This window comes from Mesorhizobium sp. BR1-1-3 (genome assembly GCF_020165455.1).
In the GTDB taxonomy this organism is placed as follows: domain Bacteria; phylum Pseudomonadota; class Alphaproteobacteria; order Rhizobiales; family Rhizobiaceae; genus Mesorhizobium; species Mesorhizobium ciceri.
This window is the reverse complement of sequence record NZ_JAIUIC010000025.1, coordinates 1-21,885: the sequence shown is the minus strand read 5'-3', so window position 1 is coordinate 21,885 and position 21,885 is coordinate 1. Positions and strand designations below refer to the sequence as shown.

Annotated in this window: 19 protein-coding genes; 4 read left to right on the top strand and 15 right to left on the bottom strand. The window is 63.5% G+C overall.

The genetic code is table 11. The annotated features are described in order from the left end of the window. Window positions 1-49 precede the first annotated feature (49 nt). The 4 genes from LB559_RS31925 to LB559_RS31910 are packed head-to-tail and all read right to left on the bottom strand — an operon-like array spanning window position 50 to window position 4,142. Complete coding sequence (locus LB559_RS31925) at window positions 50-1,237, bottom strand: ABC transporter substrate-binding protein (protein ID WP_224675840.1); 1,188 nt, start codon at window positions 1,235-1,237, stop codon at window positions 50-52. Window positions 1,238-1,262: 25 nt separating this feature from the next. Next, on the bottom strand, window positions 1,263-2,432 hold the full coding sequence (locus LB559_RS31920) for an extracellular solute-binding protein (protein ID WP_224675839.1): 1,170 nt from the start codon (window positions 2,430-2,432) through the stop codon (window positions 1,263-1,265). Next, window positions 2,429-3,589 carry a CaiB/BaiF CoA transferase family protein gene (locus tag LB559_RS31915; protein WP_224675838.1) on the bottom strand — a complete coding sequence of 387 codons (1,161 nt, stop codon included), beginning with the start codon at window positions 3,587-3,589 and terminating at the stop codon, window positions 2,429-2,431. The genes LB559_RS31920 and LB559_RS31915 overlap by 4 nt, the downstream gene beginning before the upstream one ends. A 1-nt stretch (window position 3,590) precedes the next feature. Continuing rightward, window positions 3,591-4,142 carry a MaoC family dehydratase gene (locus LB559_RS31910; RefSeq protein WP_224675837.1) on the bottom strand — a complete coding sequence of 184 codons (552 nt, stop codon included), beginning with the start codon at window positions 4,140-4,142 and terminating at the stop codon, window positions 3,591-3,593. 199 nt (window positions 4,143-4,341) lie between these two features. On the opposite strand from LB559_RS31910, the gene LB559_RS31905 reads away from it, so the two are divergent. After that, window positions 4,342-5,439, top strand: coding sequence for a lactonase family protein (locus LB559_RS31905; protein WP_063167548.1), 1,098 nt, complete (start codon window positions 4,342-4,344; stop codon window positions 5,437-5,439). 41 nt (window positions 5,440-5,480) lie between these two features. On the opposite strand, the gene LB559_RS31900 is transcribed toward LB559_RS31905, so the two are convergent. The 3 genes from LB559_RS31900 to LB559_RS31890 form a co-directional block, all read right to left on the bottom strand. After that, window positions 5,481-6,467, bottom strand: coding sequence for a Tim44 domain-containing protein (locus tag LB559_RS31900; protein WP_224675836.1), 987 nt, complete (start codon window positions 6,465-6,467; stop codon window positions 5,481-5,483). A 73-nt stretch (window positions 6,468-6,540) separates the two neighbouring features. Continuing rightward, window positions 6,541-6,843 (bottom strand): zf-TFIIB domain-containing protein, encoded by a 303-nt coding sequence (locus tag LB559_RS31895; protein WP_024502504.1) that lies wholly within the window; start codon window positions 6,841-6,843, stop codon window positions 6,541-6,543. A gap of 269 nt (window positions 6,844-7,112) precedes the next feature. Next, window positions 7,113-8,102 carry a zinc-dependent alcohol dehydrogenase family protein gene (locus tag LB559_RS31890; protein ID WP_224675835.1) on the bottom strand — a complete coding sequence of 330 codons (990 nt, stop codon included), beginning with the start codon at window positions 8,100-8,102 and terminating at the stop codon, window positions 7,113-7,115. 101 nt (window positions 8,103-8,203) lie between these two features. On the opposite strand from LB559_RS31890, the gene LB559_RS31885 reads away from it, so the two are divergent. Then, window positions 8,204-9,106: a LysR family transcriptional regulator gene (locus LB559_RS31885; protein WP_224675834.1), complete on the top strand. Its 903-nt coding sequence runs from the start codon at window positions 8,204-8,206 to the stop codon at window positions 9,104-9,106. Window positions 9,107-9,123: 17 nt separating this feature from the next. Here LB559_RS31885 and LB559_RS31880 read toward each other — a convergent pair whose 3' ends face one another. From LB559_RS31880 to LB559_RS31850, 7 genes are all read right to left on the bottom strand, one after another. After that, a complete protein-coding gene (locus tag LB559_RS31880; RefSeq protein ID WP_224675833.1) occupies window positions 9,124-11,151 on the bottom strand; it encodes a CocE/NonD family hydrolase in 2,028 nt (675 codons plus the stop codon). Between the two features lie 48 nt (window positions 11,152-11,199). Continuing rightward, window positions 11,200-12,174: an ABC transporter ATP-binding protein gene (locus tag LB559_RS31875; RefSeq protein WP_013533007.1), complete on the bottom strand. Its 975-nt coding sequence runs from the start codon at window positions 12,172-12,174 to the stop codon at window positions 11,200-11,202. Beyond that, window positions 12,171-13,154, bottom strand: a complete 984-nt coding sequence (locus LB559_RS31870) for an ABC transporter ATP-binding protein (RefSeq protein ID WP_224675832.1) — start codon at window positions 13,152-13,154, stop codon at window positions 12,171-12,173. Before LB559_RS31870 ends, LB559_RS31875 begins: the two co-directional genes overlap by 4 nt. Further along, a complete protein-coding gene (locus LB559_RS31865; RefSeq protein WP_082826413.1) occupies window positions 13,151-13,996 on the bottom strand; it encodes an ABC transporter permease in 846 nt (281 codons plus the stop codon). Before LB559_RS31865 ends, LB559_RS31870 begins: the two co-directional genes overlap by 4 nt. A 22-nt stretch (window positions 13,997-14,018) precedes the next feature. Continuing rightward, window positions 14,019-14,966 carry an ABC transporter permease gene (locus tag LB559_RS31860; RefSeq protein WP_063171563.1) on the bottom strand — a complete coding sequence of 316 codons (948 nt, stop codon included), beginning with the start codon at window positions 14,964-14,966 and terminating at the stop codon, window positions 14,019-14,021. 52 nt (window positions 14,967-15,018) lie between these two features. Then, complete coding sequence (locus LB559_RS31855) at window positions 15,019-16,578, bottom strand: ABC transporter substrate-binding protein (RefSeq protein WP_024502512.1); 1,560 nt, start codon at window positions 16,576-16,578, stop codon at window positions 15,019-15,021. 312 nt (window positions 16,579-16,890) lie between these two features. Beyond that, the gene (locus LB559_RS31850) at window positions 16,891-17,883 is read right to left on the bottom strand and encodes a dipeptidase (RefSeq protein WP_081714235.1); all 993 of its coding nucleotides are present in this window, start codon (window positions 17,881-17,883) and stop codon (window positions 16,891-16,893) included. Between the two features lie 195 nt (window positions 17,884-18,078). On the opposite strand from LB559_RS31850, the gene LB559_RS31845 reads away from it, so the two are divergent. After that, entirely contained in the window at window positions 18,079-19,350 is a 1,272-nt protein-coding gene (locus LB559_RS31845) for an NAD(P)/FAD-dependent oxidoreductase (protein WP_224675831.1), read from the top strand. A 3-nt stretch (window positions 19,351-19,353) separates the two neighbouring features. Here the strand turns inward: LB559_RS31845 and LB559_RS31840 are convergent, their stop codons facing one another. Beyond that, window positions 19,354-20,271: a LysR family transcriptional regulator gene (locus tag LB559_RS31840; protein WP_127387524.1), complete on the bottom strand. Its 918-nt coding sequence runs from the start codon at window positions 20,269-20,271 to the stop codon at window positions 19,354-19,356. A 128-nt stretch (window positions 20,272-20,399) separates the two neighbouring features. Between LB559_RS31840 and LB559_RS31835 the strand changes: the two genes are divergently transcribed. Next, the gene (locus tag LB559_RS31835; protein WP_224675830.1) at window positions 20,400-21,737 is read left to right on the top strand and encodes an aromatic ring-hydroxylating oxygenase subunit alpha; all 1,338 of its coding nucleotides are present in this window, start codon (window positions 20,400-20,402) and stop codon (window positions 21,735-21,737) included. The last annotated feature ends 148 nt before the right edge of the window (window positions 21,738-21,885 follow it).

The window sequence follows — 21,885 nt, the reverse complement described above, 5'->3', positions numbered from 1 at the left end:
GCAGGCCGGCTCCCCGAAAGGAGCCGGCCTGTTGAGAGATTAGCAGGCGTCACTTTGCACAGGCATCGGGCACCTTCGAATAGTCCCAGCCCTTGGTTGGCGCCGGGTTCGAGAAATAGGCGTCGAGCCATTCCTCCGGCATCGGATCTTTCGGCGGGATCGGGAAGATAGACACGGCGTCCGTCGTCATGCAGTCCTTGTACCAGGCACCGAGATCGGCGGTGTGGACAGGCGGGATCGGGATCAGCAGCGTGTTCAGCTTCGGCTTCTGCCCGTCGAGCATGCGCTCGCCGACGCGGAACAGCGTCTGCGCGGTCCAGTGCGGCAGCACCGCATGGCCTTCGAAGCGGTACTTGTCGGGGTTGGCCTTCCAGTAGCCCAGCGCATCGCCGGTGATCGAGCCGGTGATCAATGGTGCGGGCCGGCCGGCTTCTGCGAAGGCTTCGGCGACGACGCGGCTTTCGCTGCCTGTCGTCCACACTGCATCGATCGGCGCCGGGTTGGTGGCGATCGCCTGCAGCACCACGGTCTTGGTGACGTTGGCTGTCCAGTTGCCATTGACATTGCGCGAGATCTTCAGCTTCGGATTTTCAGTCAGCGCCTTGTCCGCGCCCTGGCGCTCCTGCACCACGATCGGGTGTCCGGCGATGCCTTCGACCAGAAGGATGCTGGCGCCGTCCGGCTGCGCCTTGCCGATCGCCGCCATCATGTCGTAGCCCCAGCGCGCATAGTTGGAATCGACATTGATGGCGTTCGGGCTGGTCACCGAACCGGCAGCGGTGATGAACGGAATGCCGGCTTTGGCGGCAGCGTCGATCGCATCATCGAGTGCCGTCGCCGAGCCCGGGATCGAGGTGATGATCGAGCACTTCTTGTCGATGAAGGCGCGGATCTGGTTGATCTGCTGGCTGGCCTCATTGTTGGAATCAGACACCTCGAAGCTGGACACCGTTCCGTCGGCGATCAGCCCGTCGACGAGACGCTTCAATTCCTTGGTCACCGTGACCCGCCACGGATTGCCCTGGTAGGATTCCGAGTGGCACCATTTCCACGGTTTCGGCGGCGCTGTGAAATTGTCCCAGGCCGAAGGCAGCACCTTCTGCGGCGCGCCGTCATATTGCGCCTTGAGTTCGGTCGGCAGCCCGCCGATGACGCCTTGCACATCCTGCGCAAAGGCGGTCGTTGCAAGCGAGGCAAGCGCGGTTGCGGCCAGCAGGCCGCGGATCATTCCTGTCATCTCGTTCTCCTCCGTTCGGTTTGGTTCAGGCTCCTCCACCGGCAGCGCCGGACACCTGCACCGGGGAACTCTCCCGAAACAGGCGATTGAGATCGGCAACAACCTGTCGGGCTTGATGCCGGGAGGTCATGCCGGAAAGGATGCGTTCGGATGCTGCTTGCTGGAAAGTCATGTAGCCGTCGTGGCGCGGCCGCACCCATGCACCCTCCAGCGTCGCGCGCGTATCCCGATAGAAGTCGCCGGTCGCTTCATTGACAGCCTGGTCCTCCCAGGCCGCTGCATGGCCGGGCTGGCCGCCGGCGGCGGCATAGGCGCCTCGCTGGACATCGCCGCTCGCGACCCAATAGGCGAAGTCGATCGCGGCATCCCTGGCTTTGGAAAAGGCTGATACGGCTATGCCGGTGCCGCCAAGCGCCGAACCGACCGGGCCGCCGGAACCGATGACCGGAACATCGGCAAAGGCCAGCCGGTTCGCCCGAAAGCCAGCCGTCGCATAGGAAACGTAACCATAGATCAGTGGCGCGCAGACGAACCTGGAACCGGCCTCCGCCATACGTTCGGAGACGGCAATCGGGTCCATCTCGAAACACGCGGGATCGACCAGCGCTGCGATCTCGCGCATTGCCTCGAAGACTTGGCTACCGATCTCCACATCGATCAGATCGTCGGATGGATCGGTCGTGCAGGCATGCCCGAGGTTCCCGGCAAGCGTGTAGAACACCATCAACACGTGAGGCGGCCGCAGCGGCAGCAGCACGCGGCCTTGCCGGGCGAGATCGAGCAGCTCGCTCCAGCGCGCCGGTGGCGCACCGATCGCATCCGGACGCCATGCCTGGACCTGCGTTGCCGCATCGATCGGGAAAGCCCATTGCCGTCCTTGCCAGTTGTAGCTCGGATAGGACTGGCCGATGCTGCCCGAGGCAAGGGCCGTGCGTTCCGCCTCGCGTCCGGCGACATCCAGCGGCTCCAGGCAGCCTTCGGCCGTGATCTGGCCGACATGCGGATGGTCGATGACGATGAGGTCATAGGCGCGCGCCAGTTCTTCGACCGGGAAGGATTCGAAGTCCTGCAGCGAGCGCTTGTCCCATTCGATGGCAATACCGGTCTTCTGCTGCCACAGCGCCGAGCAGGCGACCATCGGATCATAGCCACGCGGATGGCTCCAGGTCATGCCTTTGAGCTTGGGCGAACTCACAGGCCGAACTCCGCGCGGATGCCGGCACTGTGCTCGCCGATGCGGGGCGCCGCCCGATCGGCCTTGGCTCTTATGCCATCGACCCGGAGCGGCGAACTGGTGGTGAGGATCGAGACATCGTCCTCGCGCGTCACAGTCTGCAGCATGCCGAGGGAATGGAACCCTTCGCTCGCCAGCATCTCCGGCCAGGTCAGCACTTTGGCGCACCAGATGTCGGCCGGCTCGAGGATATCAAGCCACTCGTCGATCGTCTTGGTGGCGATCCGCTGTGCGATGATCGCCTTGATGTCGTCACGCGCGGTGAACCACGACGCAGGCTTGTCGCGATAGGGTGCGAGTTCGCTGAGCGACAGGAGATCGGCCAGCTTGGGAATCGGCGTCATGGCGATGGCGAGGTATCCGTCCTTGGCCGGGTAAACACCGTAAGGCGCCGACAGATAGGCATGCGCGCTGCGGAAGCTGGAGCGCCTGGGCAGCCGGCGGCCGTCATTGAGATGCGTCGTCAGCACCTCGAACTGGAAATCGACCAGCGCTTCCAGGAGACTGGTTTCGATATGGCTGCCCTGGCCGGTGATGCCGCGCCGCACGAGTGCGGCCAGAATGCCCTGCGCGCAGGCGGCACCGGCCAGCATGTCGCCGATGGCAAGACCGAACGGCACCGGCCCTTGGTCCTCATCGCCGTTCAGCCACATCACGCCGGAGCGCGCCTGCGCCAGCAGGTCTTGGCCGGGTCTCTTGACCCATGGTCCGTCTTCGCCATAGCCGCTGATCGAGGCATAGACCAGCCGCGGATTGATCTTGCGGACCGCCTCATAGTCCAAGCCGAGCCGCTCGATGACGCCCGGCCGGAAATTCTGGATCAGCACATCGGCCTTGGCCAGAAGGCCGCGCAACGCCTCGAGATCGGCCTCGTTCTTGAGGTCGATGGCAAGACTTTCCTTGGCCCGGTTGATGGCATGGAAGATGGTGGAATCGCCGCCGATCTCGGTGTCGCTGAGATAGAGCCGGCGCGACAGGTCGCCGCCATCCGGACGCTCGATCTTGATGACGCGGGCGCCGAGATCGAGCAGCCTGAGTGAGCAATAGGGCCCGGACAGGAACTGGCTCATGTCGGCGACGACGAGACCGGCGAGCGGCAATTCGGCTGCTGCCGGCATGCTATTTCTCCGTCTTGCCGACGAAGTCGGCCGGGTTGCGGTACTTCACCGTCTGCAGATGCTCGCAATAGAGAACCAACTCGCCTTCGCCCTTGAACACCTCATAGCTGGCGCGGATCAGCCCCATTTCCTTGTAGCGGGGCTTCTTGTCGAGGTTGGAGCGGATCGAATAGATCGTGTCGCCAATGAAGACGGGTTTTATGAAGCGGAGCTTGTCGTAGCCATAGGAGAAGGCATTGACGCAGCTGGTGGCGACCAGCCCCAGGCCAGCCGAAAAGACGAAGGCGCCGGCGATCAGCCGCTTGCCGAAAATGCCTTCGTTCTCGGCAAACATCTGGTCCTGCACATAGGGGTGGATGTCGAGCACCAGCGTGTTGAACAAATGGCTGTCGCCTTCGGCCATTGTGCGCCGCAACGAGCGGATCTTCTGCCCGACCGGCCAATCCTCATAGAACCAATTTTCGGCGTTCCACACCGGCAGCGCGGCGTGATCCGCCGGCATGTTCTTGGGATGCGTCGAGGCGACACCGACGGTAGGTGCGAAATCGTTCATGGTCGGCACCGCCAGACCTGCACGGGGCACGTCACAGTTATCGGAAAACGCATCAAGGCGTCGAAATGCAAGACGTCTCCTCCCATCAATCTTCTTTTGTAAATAGTATTTTCACATATGGGGTTGCGTTGCAAGCGTGAACAGGCGAAATTTTGGCTGCTCCCGCGCGCCAAAGCGCAGGCGGGTAGGGGAGGAAATCATGCGCGAGAATTGTCTGGTCTTTGTCGGCAGCCTGAACCGCGAGGCGCCGTATTTTCAGGGCGCTCGGGGCGTCGGCCTCAGCGTCTACAGCTTTGACGAGACGACGCTGGAAACACGAAAACTGGCCGAGACCAACGACGTCGACAATCCGACCTTCCTCTCGGTGACGCCGGACGGCTCGCGGATCTACGCCAACTCGGAAGTGTTCACCTGGCGCGAGGGCACCGTCTCAGCTTACAGCTTCGATCGAGCTTCGGGGACGCTCATTTATCTGAACAAGCAACCGTCGCTCGGTAGCATAGCCGCCCACAACACCATCACCCGCGACGGGACAAAACTGCTGGTCGCCAATTACGGCATGGGCGAGGGCGGCCCGGATCGTGCGGTGGCTGTCTATGGCTTCGAAGAGAACGGCGCCTTGTCGGCGCCGCTTGCCAGCGTTTCGCATGAGGGCAGCGGCCCGAATGTGGCGCGGCAGGAACGCTCGCATGCGCACAGCGTCACCGAAACCATCGGCGGGGGAACAGCCATCGTCGCCGACCTCGGCATCGACCGGCTGGTGTCTTACCGGATCGAGCGCGAGGGCAATCTGGCCAAGCTAACCGAATCCGCTTTGCCATCCGGCGCCGGTCCACGCCACCTCGCACTGCATCCGAACGGACGCTTCGTCTTCGTCATGAACGAACTGGATTCGACCATCGTGTCGATGGCGCTGGACGAAGCCACCGGCAAGCTCTCGATCATCGACGCAAAGCCGGCGGTGCCGGCCGAGGCACGCGACAGCAACCACTGCGCCGATATCCAGATCTCACCGGATGGCCGTTTTGTCTACGGCTCCAACCGCGGCCATGACAGCGTCGTCATCATGGCGGTCGACCAGCAGACAGGGTCGCTCAGCCTCGTCAGCTATATCCCTTGCGGCGGCGCGACCCCGCGTAACCTGGCGCTGACGCCGTCAGGCGGCCATCTGTTTTCCGCCAACCAGAATGGCGACCGCATTTCGATCTTCGCCCGCGACGCCGACAGCGGCATACTGACCGACACCGGGCGCGCCATCGAGATCGGCACGCCGATGTGCGTCAAGATCGTGCGCTGAACGCCCACAACTGCGAAGCCTCGGAAAAAATCGCCCGAGGCTCAAGCCTGTTGTATTGCCGAGAGCTTCCAGTTCGATCCATTCTCACGCACGAAAGTCCACAGCTCGGTCGTCTCTGTCGGATGATCATCGTCGCCCGCGACGATTTTGTCGCTGGCCCGTTCGCGCGTCACGTCACGAGATTCGTAGCGCAAGGCGGCCGTGGCGTAGTCGCGCTCATCCTCGCGCCAGCTTTCCGCGATGTCGGCCTGCAGCAAGGTGATATCAGTCACCTCGTTCCTGAGACCTTTCTGGGCATTGTCGGCCAACTCTTCCGACAGATAGGATACCATTTCGGGTGTAACCGCCCGGCGCAGAGCGGCATGGTCTTCGCGCCCGAATGCTTCCTGGACATCGGTCAGCAGCTGCTGGAATGCGTCGAGATCCGTCTGGGCCAGCGTGATCTCCTCGGAGGCGGCGGCCGGAGAGCCTCCACCTGAACCGCCGCCGAAACCGGGAATTGTGAAGGAGCCTGCAGTCTGCTGCCCTGCCGTTGAGCGGTTCTCAAATCGCGAAGCCTGTGCATTGCCGGCACCGGCGAGCGCCGGCGCGGGGCCGCGCGCGGATTGCGAGCGGAAGAACCTGATGGCCAGCATGATCGCGCCACCGATCAGCAAGGCCTGAAGCAGGAAACCGAACATGCCGGCCAGGCCGCCGAAGCCCTGACCCAAAAGCAGGCCGAACAGGCCGCCGAGCAACAGGCCGCGCATCATCGTTCCACCGAAACCGCTCATGAAGCCGGGCCTCTGCAGGCCGGCCTGCGGCTGCCGGGCCGCGTTGTTCACACCGGTGTTGGGCGTCATCGACCGCTCGACCGGAGCGGTCGGTGCTGGGGCCGTCCTGGTCGGCGGTGCCGATTGGAACGTACGCATGCCACGACTGCCGAAACTGCCGCCACGACGGGCCTCGGCATGGTCCATCGCAACCATGGAGAATGCAAGGAACAGTCCTGCAAAGAGGGCTGCAAATCGGCTGGTGCGGGAAATCATCGGAGATGAACCTTTGTCGATGTGGTTTCGGAAGTTTCAGCAAGTGCCGGCCTGGATGTCGGGCATCATGCGGTCAGTCGAACAACTCTTCGAAGAATGATTTCTTCCGCTTTGGATAGCGGTGACCGTGCGAGCGGGAATAATCGTCATCGCGGCTCTGGCCATGTTGTGGCTGGGAGAATGCTGCCGGCTGTGGCTGCGGCGCGGGCGCCGCTTCCCTGCCGGAACGCTCGATGATCTTGTCGAGTTCTCCTCGATCAAGCCAGACGCCGCGGCACTGCGGACAGTAGTCGATTTCGATACCCTGGCGTTCGCTCATCACGAGCGCGACGCGGCAGGAGGGGCAAACCATACCGAGGAGGGAAGTAGATGTCATACGGGGCTCCAAACCGAAAGGAATGAGCCCGCTTGACCGAAAGAATGGAAACGGGCCCGTTAAAGCGGTCCGACATCACAATCGCCAAAAGCGACAGTCAGAGGGGCCCGGCCCGCACCGAACAGTTAGGGATGCAAAGCCGCGGCTTCAAGGCCGATATTGCCCTGCAAGAATGATTTGTTCGCCACCGTTGCTCAGGCAGTCACCACGATTCAGATCGTCACCACGATCTCAGATCGTCACCACGATCTCAGATCGTCACTACGATCTCAGATCGTCACTACGATCTTGCCGAACTGCTCGTTCGACTCCAGGTAGCGGTGCGCCTCGACGATTTGGTCGAACGCGAAGGTCCTGTCGATGATCGGCCTCAGCGTTCCGTGCTCCAGACCTTCGACGATAAACGCCTTGGCGGCCTCGAGTTTCACAGGGTTGCCGGTGATCTCGTGGACGAGGTAGCCGCGCAGTGTCAGCGTCTTGCTCAGCACCGCTGGCAGAGGGAATGGCGTCGGTTCGCGGCTGAGACCGCCATATTCGATGAGGATGCCGCCACGCGACATGGCCGCTGTGAGTGGCTCGAAGATCGGGCCGCCGACCGCATCGAACACGACGCGCACGCCTTCAGGCCCTGCGATCTCATTCAGCCGTGCCGCCAAATCCTCCTCGGCCAAGGTGACGACTTCAGCCGCGCCGGCGTCGAGCAGGGCCTGCCTCTTCGCCGATGTCCGCGTCACCGCAATCGCTGTTGCACCGACCCTGTTGGCGATCTGGATTGCCGCAAGCCCGACGCTGCTCGAGGCTGCGGTGATCACCACGTGGTCTCCGCTGTGCAGCCCGGCGATATCGATCAGCGCGCCATAGGCGGTGAGATACTGCATCCAGACGGCCGCTGCCGTCTGCCAGTCGAGCGACGGCGGATGCTTGACGACAAGTCCGGCGGGGTAGGTGGCAAACTCGCCATAGGCCGGCCAGCGGATCATCGATTGCGGCGGGATGACACTGACGCTGTCGCCCGGCGCGAAATCCCTCACACCGTCGCCAATAGCCTCGATGACGCCCGCTGCCTCAAGGCCAAGCCCCGAGGGGAGCGTCGGCGTCTCGATATAGGAAGCCGCGCGCAGCAGCGCTTCGGCGCGATTGAGGCCGAGTGCCTTGACCCGGATTTGAACTTGGCCCGAACCCGGTGGGGAAAGCGCGACATCCTCGATGCGCAGAACCTCGGGGCCACCATGCTGGTGAAAGCGAACTACGCGTGTCATTCGGATACTCCAAATCATCTGAACCGAATGAGCTATGCAGCCGGTTTTGCCAGGGATAAATGGCTGTAAGAGAAGAACAGTAGAAACCAGGAGTTCTGAATATGGATCGGCTTGAGAGCATGGCCGTGTTCGTCAAGGCGGTCGATCTCGGCTCGTTCGCGGCCGCGGCGGTCGCGCTTGATCTCTCCGGACCGATGGTCGGCAAGCATGTCCGGTTTCTTGAGGAGCGGCTGGGCGTGCGGCTGCTCAACCGGACCACGCGACGGCAGAGCCTGACCGACTTCGGCCGCGCTTACTATGAACGCTGTCGGGTGGTGCTGGCCGAGGCCGAAGCCGCCGATGCGCTCGCCGCCGAACAGTTTTCGGAGCCACGTGGAAAACTGCGGGTCACCATGCCGGCGCATTTCGGGCGCCATTGCGTGACCCCCGTGTTGCTAAAGCTGGCCCGTCAATATCCGATGCTGGAACTCGACCTGTCGCTCACCGACCGCTTCGCGGATATTGCCGAGGACGGCTACGATCTCGCAATCCGCACCGGCACTCTTGACGACAAGGGGGGGGTGATTGCGCGTCGCGTCGCGCGTCAGGGCATGGTCGTCTGCGCGGCACCCTCTTATCTCAGAATTCATGGCGAGCCGCAGCGGATCGAGGATCTCGCCGACCATCAGGCGATTGTCTACCGCCGGCTCGGCCAGGTCGTTCAGCCGTGGTTGTTTGTGCGCGAGGGGCAACCCACGCTCGAGATCACGCCAACCGGACGGCTGCGGCTCGACGATCTTGATGCCATCGCTGACGCGGCCGCCGACGGCATGGGGCTGGCCTGGCTGCCCTGGTGGCTGGTACGCGACCGCATTCAGGCCGGCGCGCTGATGGCGCTGTTGCCGGACCAGCCGCGATATCTCTACGACTGCCACGCGCTTTGGCTGCAGACACCGCATCTGCCGCTGAAGGTGCGGCTGGCCGTCGATGCGCTGGCCGTCGCCTTGCCGAAATCGATGGCCTGATTGACAATCGCCGCCGCTCAGTTGAGATCGCGCCGATACTCCTTGACCTCGCTGCGGTCGACGATCCGCTCGTCTCCGTCATGGGCAGTGATGTGGGTCTCGATCCGCCAGACGTCGCGCAGGGCGCGCACCGTCGCCGTCACTGAAAGGCGCGCCTGCCAGTCGCCGCGGCCATAGGATTTTTCCCAGGTGCAGGTGCCGACCGCCGAAGTCGGGTCGTCGGGGTGAATGGAGAACCGGTCGACATGCTTCGCTGAAAGGACGATTCCCGTATGCGGATGCCGCACCGTGCCGCCATCATTGACGACTTGGTAGACGGTCTCGCCAGTGACCTGGTCTGTCGAAACCGAGCGCTGAAAGCCGTCGCCCTTGGCCAGAACCTCCTGCTCCATCGGCGCGGCGCTTTCCGGAGCCAGGAAGGTCCCCAGCGTGTCGTCCCGCTTCTGCGGCGCGCGCACCGGCAGGATCAGCCGGCTGTCCCCGCAATGGATCGACAGCGTCGCCTGCTCGGCGGTCGGAAAGACGATCGGCCAATGCGATGTCGCCAGTGCCAGCCGGATACGCTCGCCAGCCTCGAAACGCTGCCCGCAGCAGCGCAGCTTGATGCGGACGGTCTCCGCCCGGCCCGGCACCATGGGTACGATGTCCAGATCATCGTTGCGATGGCTCAGATTGAGGATGCCGTAGCTGATGCGCGAGGCAGCACCTTCCGGGAACACTTGCGACAGCGTGGCGGACAGAAGCGCAATCGGCTTGTCGGAGGAGAGCTTGACCTCGAATTCGGGAAAACCGAGGATCTCGACCGCTTCGGTCAACGGCGCCGTCTCGAAGATCAGGGCATTGCCTTCTTCCGTGCGTTGGTCGACCGGCAAGGTCGGCATGACGCCATAACCGCACCAGGCGCCGGACGACAGGCCGGCCGTCTGCGGCGATGAAATCTCCAGGATCGTGTCTTCGCCCCTGGCCTCGCTCAGCACATGCGGCGCAAGGTTCAGCACCTTTTCGCCGACCCCCGGCCCCGGCCAAGCCGGCTCGGCGACCCAGCGGCCGGGCCGCTCGTCATAGATCGCCGCCGGCCGTGCGGGATCTTGAATCCAGGCGCGCAGCATCGGCTCGTCGGCAATGCCGGTGTTTATGCCCTTGAGATATTGGTCCCACCAGCGCAGGCACTCCTGCAGGAAGCCGATGCGCGGTCCTGGCATGGCGAAGTGCGGATATTTATGGCCCCAGGGTCCAATCAGCCCTTTGCGGGGACCGCTTAGCTTTTCCAGCATCCGGAAGATCGGATTGGGGTAACCGTCGGCCCAGCCGCCGACGGCGTAGACCGGGATTTCGACATTGGAATAATCCTCGCAGATCGAACCGTGCTTGTAGAAATCGTCGCGGCGCTGGTGTTCAAACCAGTCCTGCATCCAGATGCCATTGCCATTCAGCCGTTGTTTCCAAAGATCGCGCCAGCGGTCGCCGACAATGAGCGGGTCGGGCGGGGTCATGGCGATGGCCCAGGCGGTGGTTCCCCACATCAGATTGTCGCACATCATCGCGCCGCCGAGATAATGCACGTCGTCGTTATAGCGGTCGTCGGTCGAGCACAGCGAAACGACGGCTTTCAGCGCCGGCGGCCGGCGGGCCGCGACCTGCAGCCCGTTGAAGCCGCCCCAGCTGATGCCGATCATGCCGACGCTTCCCGAGCACCAGGATTGCCTCGCCAGCCATTCGATGACCACCAGGCAGTCATCCTGCTCCTGCTTCAGATACTCACCCTTGCACAGTCCTTCGCTGTCGCCCGAGCCGCGCATGTCGACCCGCACGCCGGCATAGCCGTGACCGGCGAAATAGGGATGCGTCAGCGCATCGCGCTCCACCGTTCCGTCACGCTTGCGATAGGGCAAATATTCGAGGATCGCCGGCACGGGATCGCTCTCCGCGTCTTCCGGCAGCCAGACACGCGCCGCCAGCTTGACGCCATCCGGCATCGGAATCCACAAATTCTCGATCTCGCGGATTTTGCGCGGGAAATCGGTGACGACGCGGATATCTTGCATGGCGGCTCCTCTCAACGCCCCGGCCGACACTTGCGCCGGTGGCGATCCTTATGTGTTCAGCGGGAAATGGCAGGTTAGACGGCTGTCGCCGACCGAGGCCGGGACGGGGACATCCAGCGCGCAACGGCCCTCGGCCTGCGGGCAGCGTGTGTGAAACTCGCAGCCTGAGGGGCGCGCCAGCAAGGACGGAACGTCAGCCGGCAGCGTGATGCGCTGGTGCACCCGATCTGGATCGGGCTCGGGGTTGGCGGACAGAAGGGCCGCCGTATAGGGATGATGCGGGGCACGGAAGATCGCTTCGGTTTCGCCCTGCTCGACGAAGCGTCCGAGATACATGACCGCCATGCGGTCGGCGATCTGGCGCACGACATGCAGATTGTGGGTGATGATCAGCATCGACAGGCCCATGCGGTCGCGCAGGTCGTTGAGCAGGTTCAGCACCTCTCCCTGCACGGAGACGTCGAGGCCGGCGGTCGGCTCGTCGGCGACGACCAGCACCGGGTCCAGCGCGATCGCCCGCGCAACGCCGACGCGGCGCGCCTGGCCGCCGGATAGCTGGTGCGGGTAGCGGTCGGCGAAATCGCGCGGCAGCCCGACCAGCGCAAGAAGCCGTGTGACTTCAGCGTTGAGATCGCGATCCGACAAACCGTGGATGACGAAAGGCTCCGACAGCAGCGAGCGCACGCTGAGCCGCGGCGACAGCGATCCGACCGGATCCTGGAACATCATCGGCATGCGCCGCCGCACCGGTTTCATCGCGGCGTTGGACAGGCCTTGCAGTTCCTGTCCTTCGAACACGATCGTGCCTGCTTTCACCGGCTGAAGACCGTTGAGGGTGCGCGCCAGCGTCGTCTTGCCCGAGCCGGATTCGCCGACCAGCGCGAAGGTGCTGCCTCGTTGAAGCGTGAAACTGACGCCGGAGACCGCTTCGATTTCGGTGGCCCGCCCCGCGAGCCTGGCGGACAGGCCGCCAACCCGGAACGAGACGCGCAGGTCGCTGACACGGAGCAGGTCTTCGTTCATGCGCTCATGGCCCCCAGTGGAACGTCCGAGTGCCAGCAATGGGCGATATGAGATCCGCCGACAGGGGCGCTGGGAGGCGTCGTCAGGCATTGGGCGTCGGCGCGATCGCAGCGCGGCTGGAAGACGCAGCCGCTTGGTCGGCGGCGCAGGTCCGGCAAGGTCCCGGCAATCGTCGGCAGCCGGGACACACGCTGCGACAGCCGGGCGGGATCGCAGGCCAGCAGCTTCTGCGTGTAGGGATGGCGGGCGTCGTGGAAGATCTCGCGGGTCGTGCCGCTTTCCACCACCTCGCCGGCATACATCACGATCATCTCGTCGCAGAGTTCGGCGATCACGCCCAGATGATGCGAGATGAACAGCACCGAGCAGCCGATGTCGCGCTGCAGATCCTTGAGCAGTTCGATGGTGGCCACCTCCAGCGTCGCATCGAGCGCCGTGGTCGGCTCGTCGGCGATCAGCAGCGCTGGCTCCATCATCAGCGCCATGGCGATGGCGATGCGCTGCTTCATGCCGCCGGAGAATTCGTGCGGAAACTGCGTCAGCCGGCTTTCCGGATCGGGAATGCGAACCTTGCGCAGCATGGCGACCGAGCGCGCATCCTTGTCCCGCTTCGACAGACCCGAGCGATACTGGATGTCGCGCATCTGCCGCCCCACCGACAGCACCGGGTTGAGCGCACCCATCGGGTCCTGGAAAACGGTGGCGATCCTTTGCCCGCGCAGGCCGCGCATCGCGGTGGGGTCGAGCCGGGCGAGGTCCTTGTCGCCCTCGAAGATGATCTCGCCCGATAGTATCTCGCCATTGTCGGCGAGCAGGCCGAGAATGGCGTTGATGAGCGTCGACTTCCCGCAGCCGGATTCGCCGACCACGCCAACGCTGCGGTTGGCCGGCACGGAAAAACTCACCTGCTTCAGCGCCTCCAGTCGCCCACTCTCGGTGTGGAAGGCGACGCTCAGATCCTTGATCGCGAGAACCGTCATGACCGCCCCTTCAGCCGGGGATCGAAGAGGTCGCGCAGCGTCTCGCCGAAGAAGGTGAAGCCGAGTGTGGTCAGCACGATGGGCAGGCCGCCGGCAATCACGATCCAGTAGGAATCGCGGATGTTGGCAAAGCCGTCATTGAGGATCGCGCCCCAGCTCGGCGTTGGCGGCCGCACGCCGAGCCCGAGGAAGCTCATGCCGGCCTCGATCGCCACCACCACGGGAATGTCCATCGATATCAGGATCAGGATCGGGCCGATGATGTTGGGCAGGATATGGACGCGCAGGATACGGCCGGCACTGGCGCCCATCGAGCGCGCCGCCATGACATGTTCGGCCGACTTCAGCACCAGCGTCTGCGTCCTGATGATGCGGGCATAGCCCGGCACATTGACCAGCATCACCACCAGCACCACCGCATAGAGCGAGGGGCCGAACAGGGTGACCAGCGTCAGCGCCAGCATGACGGTGGGAAAGCTCTTCACGGCGTCGAAGATCAGCAGCAGCACATTGTCGAGCCAGCGCGGCCCATAGCCGGCGATCAGCCCGAGCACCACGCCGACGACCAGCGACACCGCTGTCGCGCCCAGCGCGATCAAGAGCGCGACGCGCCCGCCATAGAGCACCCGGGTCAGAAGATCACGGCCGAGGTGGTCGGTGCCGAGCAGATGCAGCAGGCTCGGCGAAGCGAAGCGTTCGGCCGGCGATATCTTGCTCGGCGCATAGCTGGTCAGCGCGCTGGCAAACACCGCCGACAGCACCACCAGCGTCACCAGCGTCAGGCCGACGGCGCCGAGCGGCTCGCGCATGATGCCGCGCACGGTGCGCCACAATCCGGACAACCGGCTGCCGCCGGAAGACAGCTCAGTTGAAACTTGATCTGACACGGGGATCCAATACACCGACCAGAATGTCGGCCGCTACGTTGACGAGGACGAAGAAGACCGTGGTGACCAGCACGGCTCCGGAGACGATGGGGTAGTTGCGCACCGAGATCGCCTCATAGACCAGCTTGCCGATGCCGGGGCGGGCGAAGACGATTTCGGCGAAAACGGAAGACGACAGCATGTGGCCGATACCGACGCCGAGCAGGGTGATCGTTGGCAGCACGGCAATGCGCAGCGCGTAGGTGTAGACGATCCGGTGCTCTGTCAGGCCGAAGGCGCGCGCCGTGCGGATATGGCTGGCCTCCAGCGTCTCCAGCATCGAGGCGCGCACCATGCGCGAGATGTAGCCGATCCAGCCAAGTCCGACCGCCAGCGACGGCAGGATGAGGTGCTGGAGCCGGCTGGCGAGGTCGCCCGGTTCGCCGGCGCCGATCGCCGGCAGCCATTGCAGTGCGACCGCGAACACCAGCAGCGAATAGATGGCGACGACGAAGGACGGCACCGCGATCATCGCCACCGAAAGAACCCCGATCACCTGATCGACAAAGCCGCCTCGGCGCACCGCGGCGATACAGCCAAGCGGGATGCCAAGCGCCACCGACCAGGTGATGCCGCCGACCACCAGCGCCAGCGTGAACGGAAGCTGCTCGATCACCACGTCCAGCACCGGCCGGTTCGACAGAACCTCGGTGCCCAGGTCACCGCGCAGGACCGATCCGTAGAAGTGCAGGAACTGCCGCCACACCGGCTGGTCGAGGCCCATGCGTACGCGCAGCGCCTCCATCATCTCCGGCGTCGCGCGTGGCCCCAGCGCGACGGAGGCCGGGTCGCCGGGAATGAGGTAGACCATGGCGAACATCATCATCATAGCGACGCTGATGATGATGGCGCCAAGCCACAGACGCTTGAGGGCGTAGCGGATCATTTTCGGTACCTGTCGGACGGTCTTTGGTGGGGGCGAGCCCCGCCCGCCGACATCATGCCGGTTTGAAGTCGGTGAACACGGGTTCGCCGTTCGGCTTCAGGCCGGCCACAAGCGTGTCTCGATTCATGATGCCGGTGACCTCATGCGTCAGGAAAACGTAGTTGCCGTTCTCCTCCATCAGGTCCTGCAGCTTCTTGTAGATGACATCGCGTTTCGCCGGGTCGAGCTCGACCATGCCTTCGGCATTGAGCTTGTCGAATTCCTCGCTGGAAAACCGCTCCCAGTTCCAGACGCCGATCTGGTCGCGGGTGAACCAGGCAGTCGCCCAGCTCGGATCCGGCTGCATGGAGAAGCGGCTGATGATCATCTGCAGCTTCTTCCAGTAGTCGCCTTCCTTGGCGCCAAGCGTCCAGAAGGTGCCGCTGTCGTTCTGCTTGATCTCCACATTGAGGCCGACATCCTGCAGGTTCGACTGCACGACCTGCGCCGCGGTCAGCCGCTCGGTCTTGTTGAGGATGTCGAGCGTGATCGTCGTGCCGGCCAATCCTTCCTTGGTGATCATGTCGCGGGCGCGGTCCGGGTCGAAATCGAAAAGGTTCTTCTCGCGATGGCCGGGCAAGCCGGGCGCGATGATGCCGGTGGCGGTTGCGGCGGCGCCGAAATAGGCAGCATCGACCACCGCCTTGCGGTCCACGGCGTACTGAACCGCGCGGCGCATGTTGGGATTGTTGAAGGGAGCGACATCCTGGTTCATGCCGAGCCAGACAAAGGCCAGCGAAGGCTTCTCCACCACGGTCGTCTTCGGCGGCGGCGTCTGCTTCAGGCGCGAGATCGAGGAGACCGCGGTCCAGGTGTAGTCGAGGTCGCCGGCCTCATAGCCGAGTTCGGCGGTCTTCTCGTCCTCGATCGGATGAATGTGGATTTCCGCGAAGGCACCTTGCTCGTACTTCCAGTCGGGATTGCGGACCAGCACCGTGCGCTGCTTGGGCAGCCATTCCTTCAGGATGTAGGGGCCTGACTGAGCCACCGGCTTGACGCCCATCTTGCCACCGAGCTCGGTGATGGCGCGCTTTGACAGGATGGTGCCAGACGGCGTCGGCAAGGTCGACGTCCACAGCGGCGCGAAGGCTTGTTTCAGGTGGATCAGCCCCGACAGCTTGTCCTTGACCTCGACTTCCTTGAGCGTTGCCCAGTCGCCGGAATAGGGGCTCTTGTTGGCTGGGTCGGCGATGCGTTCGATCGAAAACTTGACGTCTTCGGCCGTCATCTGGCCGTAGCCATCGGTGAAGCCGATATTGTCGCGCAGCTGGAAGGCGACGGTCAGCGGATCGAGCTGCTTGATCGTTTCCGCCGCCATCGGCCGCCAGCCCCAGCTGTCGCCAGGCGTGGTGACGACGAGGCCGGCGAAGATGACGCTGGTGATGTCGCCTTCAGGCGCCGCCAGCCGGAAGCAAGGGTCGAGCGTCTGGATGTCGGCGTAGGATCGCACCTTGAGGATCGGCCCGTCGCTCGACCAGGAAACTTTTGGATTGACCATTGAGGCAAGGCCGAAAGCGCCGGCTCCGGCGAGCAGGCTGCGGCGCGAAACCCTGGTGTCGGCTAGAATGGACATGCTCTACCCCTCAGCTGTTTTCGTTGTCTTGTTTTCAGGCCGCAGGCCATTCTCCAAGCCGGGCCGAATGTGTCGGTCCGCTAAAACTGCTAATAATAGACATCTATGTCTAGCGAAAATTTTGCCGGCACGTCCGAATCTTGGATACCGACGATCTTGCGGAAAATCTCGACATCTGTTCCGACCGCCGCCGGCGCGTCGACTTGGGCAAGTCGCGGGCGGAATGTGATCGCGCAGACGATATGGCCTGGCCCGCCATTCGGTGGGGCCTGGATCAAGAGTTGTAGCGGAGATAGGTCTCTCCGCCGCCGCTCACTTCCAGATTTCAGCCGCCAGGCGCATGAAATTGCCGCCCAGGACATCGCGCACGGTCTGCTCGGACTGGCCGCGGCGCAGAAGAACCTCGGTCAGTTCGCGCATCTGACCTGGAGCCGCGTAGGTCGTCGCCCCCTCCGGATATTCGCTCTTGGGCCAGAATTGCGGATTGTCGGAAATGATGCGGTCGATGCCTTTGACATCAACCGGAAAGGCGTAGTCCAGTCCGATGCCGACATGATTTGGGCCAGCCAGGTCGACGAGATATTCGATGTGGTCAGCCAACCTGTCCGAGTCCGTGCGTCCCTCTCCCAGGAAACGATTGAGCCCGACGATCGCGACGATGCCGCCGGTGCGCGCGCAGGCCTTGATCTGCTCGTCGGTGATATTGCGGCCATGGCCGCACAAGGCCTTGGCGTTGGAGTGCGAGAAGATGACCGGCCGGTTGGAGTATTCCATCACCTCCATCGAGGTGCGATAGCCGGTATGGGTGACGTCGACGAACATGCCGAGACGGTTCATCTCGTCGATGACCTCGCGGCCGAACGCCGTCAGGCTGGTCTCGACATCGTGGCAACCGCCGCCGGCCAGGTTGTTCCTGTTGTACGCAAACAGGATCTGGCGGACGCCCAGACGGTGATAGAACTCCACCATCTCGACGCGGCCGTCGAGCGCGTTCATGCCCTCGATGTCGAAGGTGATCGCCAGTTTGCCTTCAAGCTTGGCCTTGCGGATTTCCGCGACGGAGGAGACCAGCGTGTAGTGCTCGGGATTGGCAAGGATCCAGTGGCGGAAATTTGCGAGCGTCCGCACGGTCTGCTCCCAGGGCAACAGGTCGAAGCCGACATCGATCGACAGATAGTCGATACCGGCGTCGCGCCAGATCTGCAGATTGTTCAGGTCCGCCGCCGGGTCCGGCATGAAGCCGGAATGCGCGTCCCATATGATTTCACTGTCGAAAATGGCCTGGGCGGCTGTCGAAACGCTCACTTTTTCCTCGCTCTCTCGGCGACACAACACAACGGAAAGCCGGATCAAGCGGCGTTCCGGACGTGTGATCCAGATGCAGTGCGCATCAAGTATCAGGCCACAGACACATGTGTCTAGACAGTCCGGGACGAGCCTGTATGGTCGCCGTCGCTGTATGTCGCTCCGACCGGAACATCGGCAAAAGGGAGAACAAAGATGAGTTCAAACGGAAGCCATGGCGGCAGCGATAGCAGGCATATCGCGGTGATTGGCGGCGGCATCATCGGCTGCAGCGCGGCTTTCCATCTGCTGCGGTCCGGCGTGCGCCGGATGACGGTCATCGATGCCGGCCAGCCGGGTGCCGCAACCACAAGCGCCGGTGCTGGCTTCGTCTCCCATTGGTCCGCCGGCATGATCCCGCTCGGTGAAGAGGGCTTTCAGCTGCAGCAATATGGCCTCGATTTCTATCGCAGGCTGCACGAGGTCGGCGCCGAGATTGGTTATCGGCCGAACGGCACCTTGATCATGGCGCTGACCGAGGACGGGCGCGAACGCTTCGTCCGCCCGGTGCTGGATTCTCCCTATGCGCCGCCGGAAATGCAGGACCTGGATGCCGTGCAGATCGGGCAGAAGATGCAGGGTCTCATCGATCCGGCCCGGGTCCATTCGGCGGCCTACAATCCGCATGGCATCCAGCTTGACACCAAGCTGGCGATGGGGGTGCTGACCGGCCAGACCAGCGAGCTCGGCGGCGTCTTCCGCAGCAACACACGCGTGACTGCCGTCCATGATGCCGGCGACCGGGTGACGATCGAGACCGACCAGGGCGGTCTTGAGGCTGATGGCGTGATTGTTGCCGCCGGCGCCTGGAACAACCAGGTCCTGTCAGGCCTTGGCTGGCAGTTGCCGCTGCTGCGCGTCGTTGCAACGCGCATCGTCACCGACGACCGTGGGCTGCCATCGACCATTCCCACCGTCCAGTGCCGCGAATTGCGGCTGTGGCTGCGCGAGACATTCGGCGCCGTCATGTGGGGAACCGGCCGGCACTACAAACCTCTCTACAAGACGAACGACAGCGAAATCGAACCCGGCCAGCCGCACAATATCGGGCTGATGCAGGAAACCTCCGAGCAGGAGCTTGCCGAGTTGCAGACGGTGTTCCCGCCGCTGCGCGGTTCGACGATCGCGAGCTGGGCGCAAGGCGTGCCGTGCTACACGCCCGACAACGGCCTTATCGTCGGCAAGGTCCCCGGCAGCGACAATATCGTGGTCGTCGGCGGCGACAATGAGAGCGGCGTCACCCATGGACCGGGTCTTGGCCGGCTCTCTTGCGAACTGGTCCTCGGGCAGACCCCGTTCGTTTCCGCCGACCGGTTCCGTGTCGATCGCTACGCATCCGATGCTTTCAAGTCGGAAGCCGAAATCGAAGCCGCCATGCCGGTCTGGGGCGCGCGTCACGAGGCGTCGCGGTTTGGTCGCGAGGCCTGATCGTCAGCTGCCCCCGGCGCTTGCCTGCAAGCTGTCGCCGACGCTGCCGAGCAGCGCCTGCGCCACCGCCCTGACAACCGGGCCGGCGTTCTTCCTCATGACGATGTGGAAGGAGCCGGCGTGGCGCCGCGACGTCTTGGTCAGCCGGACGAGCTGGCCGCGGCGCAGATGCTCGTCCGCAAATCCCGCCCAGGCGAGCGCCGCGCCGCGCCCGGCGATGGTTTCGTGTATCATCGACATGTAGCCGGTGAACCGAGGTCCGTCGAGTTTCCGGTCGGTTCCGACCCACGATTGCCAACTGTCGATCGCGCCCGGCGGCGTCACCTGATGCAGCAGCGGCACTGCCAGGAAAGCCTCAGGCTCTTCCGAGGCGAGCGCCGGATAACGCGCCAGGAACGCGGGCGCGCAAACCGGGAACCACTCACCCTCGAGCAGTTTTTCGGTCACGAATTCGGGCCATTGCCCGGCTTCGCCGAAACGGATCGACAATGCCACTTCAGGCTGGTCGAAATCCCTGTAGTCGGTGGATGTCTGCAGCAGCACCCGGCCATCGGCAACCTGCGATGTGATGAGGCCGAAGCGCGGCATCAGCCATGCCTGCGCGAAGTCGTGGCTGCAGCCGATCACGAATGTATCGCTGTCGTGCGCGGTCAAATCCTCGACCGCTTGCCTGATGGTGCCGAGACCCTCGCGGATCGCTTCGGCCAGCGTGTTGCCGGCCCCGGTGACGGCGACGCGGTTGCCTCTGCGCGTGAACAGCTCGACCGACAGCTGGCGCTCGAGATTGGCGACATGCCTGCTGACCGCCGATTGTGCGATGTTGAGCTCCTGTGCGGCCAGCGTCAGCCCGCCATGCCTAGCGGCAGCCTCGAAGACGACCATGGCGTTCAGCAGGGGAAGCGATGTCTTGAGGGTTTTCACAATCCAAACCTGCTTTCATGCCTTTTCGATATGAAGGTCTATCATTTCTGTATTTGCTGCAAGCCTTTCCGCATCGCACACTCTATCGAAACGTCATTCGAACGCCAGCGAGCAGAAAGGTGTTTGCCGTGCAGGCCTACACATCGAACAGCCAGCCTATCGACAGAAGCGAGACCGTCAGGCTGATCGACCGGCAACGTCCGGACTGGTCGCTGGAACAGGCCTTCTACGCGGCCCCTGCCATCTTCGCGCTGGAACGGGACTTGTGGTTTCCGCGTCAATGGATGCTTGTCGCCCATGCCAGCGAGGTCCCAGAAAAGGGCCGCTACATCGTGCGCCAGCTTTTCGACGAGGAGATCATCGTCGTGCGCTTCGACGACGGCGAGGAGGACGTCGCGGCCTACTACAATGTCTGCACCCATCGCGGCTCGCGGCTCTGCGCCAAGGATGGTCGCGGCAAGCTTCTGGTCTGCCCCTACCATGCCTGGTCGTTCAGGCTGACCGGCGAGTTGCAGTCACGGCAGGATCTACCGGAAAGCGTCGATCCGGAAGCGCTGGGACTGCACCGCGTACCCTGCAAGAGTTTCGGCGGCCTCGTGTTCTGCGGCCTTGATGCCAATTCGCTGCCCGACATCCAGCCTGTCGCGGACGGGCTGACCGGCGGCTTGCGCGAAAACGGCCTTGACCGTGCACGCATCGTCGCGCGCAAGAACTATCTCACCAAGGCGAACTGGAAGCTGGTGCTCGAGAACTTCCTCGAATGCTATCACTGCCGGCCGGCTCATCCCGAATATTACCGCGTCAACGGCCATGTCAAAGTGACCGCGACCCGCGACGCCGACAAGGCGGTCGAGTGGCAGAATGAAATCGAGGCCTGGCACAGCGTCATCGGCGATGCCGAGTTCCACAAGGGCGCGTGGCAGGCTGGCGACCTCGACACGATGCCGTTTGCCATGCACCGCAAGCCGATCGGATCCGGCCGCAACACGCTGTCCAATACAGGTGAGGGGGTCTCATGCCTGATGGGCGGCCGTCACGCCTATGATGGTGGCGAAAGCGGCTTCCGCCTCGGACGCCTGTCGTTTGCAAGTGCTGCCAATGATTATGTCACGCTGTTCCAGATGATACCGCGCAACGCCATGGAAACAGACGTCATCCTGACATGGCTCGTCGACAAGGACGCCGATGGCGACATCGACGCCGATGCGATCAGCTGGATGTGGGACGTCACCACGGTGCAGGACAAGAAAATCACCGAGGACAATGCCGACGGCATCATGTCGCGCGCCTACCGGCCGGGTCCCTATACGCCGCTGGAAAGCCAGACCTCGTTCTTCGTGCAGACCTATCTGTCAGAACTGCGTTCGCTGATCACCGGCACGCGCGGCGCACCGCTCAGCCAGTGGTCTGCACCGAAGGAACTTTTCGCCTCGCCGAAAGCGGCGAGCTGCAACACGCGCCGCTGACCCGCAGCCGAAGATGCCTCTTTGAGGCGTCGCGTTCCGATGCCATATGAAGGTGGCCGGCGGAATGTTGCGGGAGAGCGACTATCTGGGGTGTCAAGTTGCACTCGCGAACTCGTTGCGCGCATCGCGTGCTTTTGCATTGAGGATG

Coding starts and splice junctions, on each gene's coding strand:
- LB559_RS31925 (WP_224675840.1), bottom strand. CDS start 1,237: ATGACAGGAATGATCCGCGGCCTGCTGGCCGCAACCGCGCTTGCCTCG.
- LB559_RS31915 (WP_224675838.1), bottom strand. CDS start 3,589: ATGCCGGCAGCAGCCGAATTGCCGCTCGCCGGTCTCGTCGTCGCCGAC.
- LB559_RS31910 (WP_224675837.1), bottom strand. CDS start 4,142: ATGAACGATTTCGCACCTACCGTCGGTGTCGCCTCGACGCATCCCAAG.
- LB559_RS31905 (WP_063167548.1), top strand. CDS start 4,342: ATGCGCGAGAATTGTCTGGTCTTTGTCGGCAGCCTGAACCGCGAGGCG.
- LB559_RS31900 (WP_224675836.1), bottom strand. CDS start 6,467: ATGATTTCCCGCACCAGCCGATTTGCAGCCCTCTTTGCAGGACTGTTC.
- LB559_RS31895 (WP_024502504.1), bottom strand. CDS start 6,843: ATGACATCTACTTCCCTCCTCGGTATGGTTTGCCCCTCCTGCCGCGTC.
- LB559_RS31890 (WP_224675835.1), bottom strand. CDS start 8,102: ATGACACGCGTAGTTCGCTTTCACCAGCATGGTGGCCCCGAGGTTCTG.
- LB559_RS31885 (WP_224675834.1), top strand. CDS start 8,204: ATGGATCGGCTTGAGAGCATGGCCGTGTTCGTCAAGGCGGTCGATCTC.
- LB559_RS31880 (WP_224675833.1), bottom strand. CDS start 11,151: ATGCAAGATATCCGCGTCGTCACCGATTTCCCGCGCAAAATCCGCGAG.
- LB559_RS31875 (WP_013533007.1), bottom strand. CDS start 12,174: ATGAACGAAGACCTGCTCCGTGTCAGCGACCTGCGCGTCTCGTTCCGG.
- LB559_RS31870 (WP_224675832.1), bottom strand. CDS start 13,154: ATGACGGTTCTCGCGATCAAGGATCTGAGCGTCGCCTTCCACACCGAG.
- LB559_RS31860 (WP_063171563.1), bottom strand. CDS start 14,966: ATGATCCGCTACGCCCTCAAGCGTCTGTGGCTTGGCGCCATCATCATC.
- LB559_RS31855 (WP_024502512.1), bottom strand. CDS start 16,578: ATGTCCATTCTAGCCGACACCAGGGTTTCGCGCCGCAGCCTGCTCGCC.
- LB559_RS31845 (WP_224675831.1), top strand. CDS start 18,079: ATGAGTTCAAACGGAAGCCATGGCGGCAGCGATAGCAGGCATATCGCG.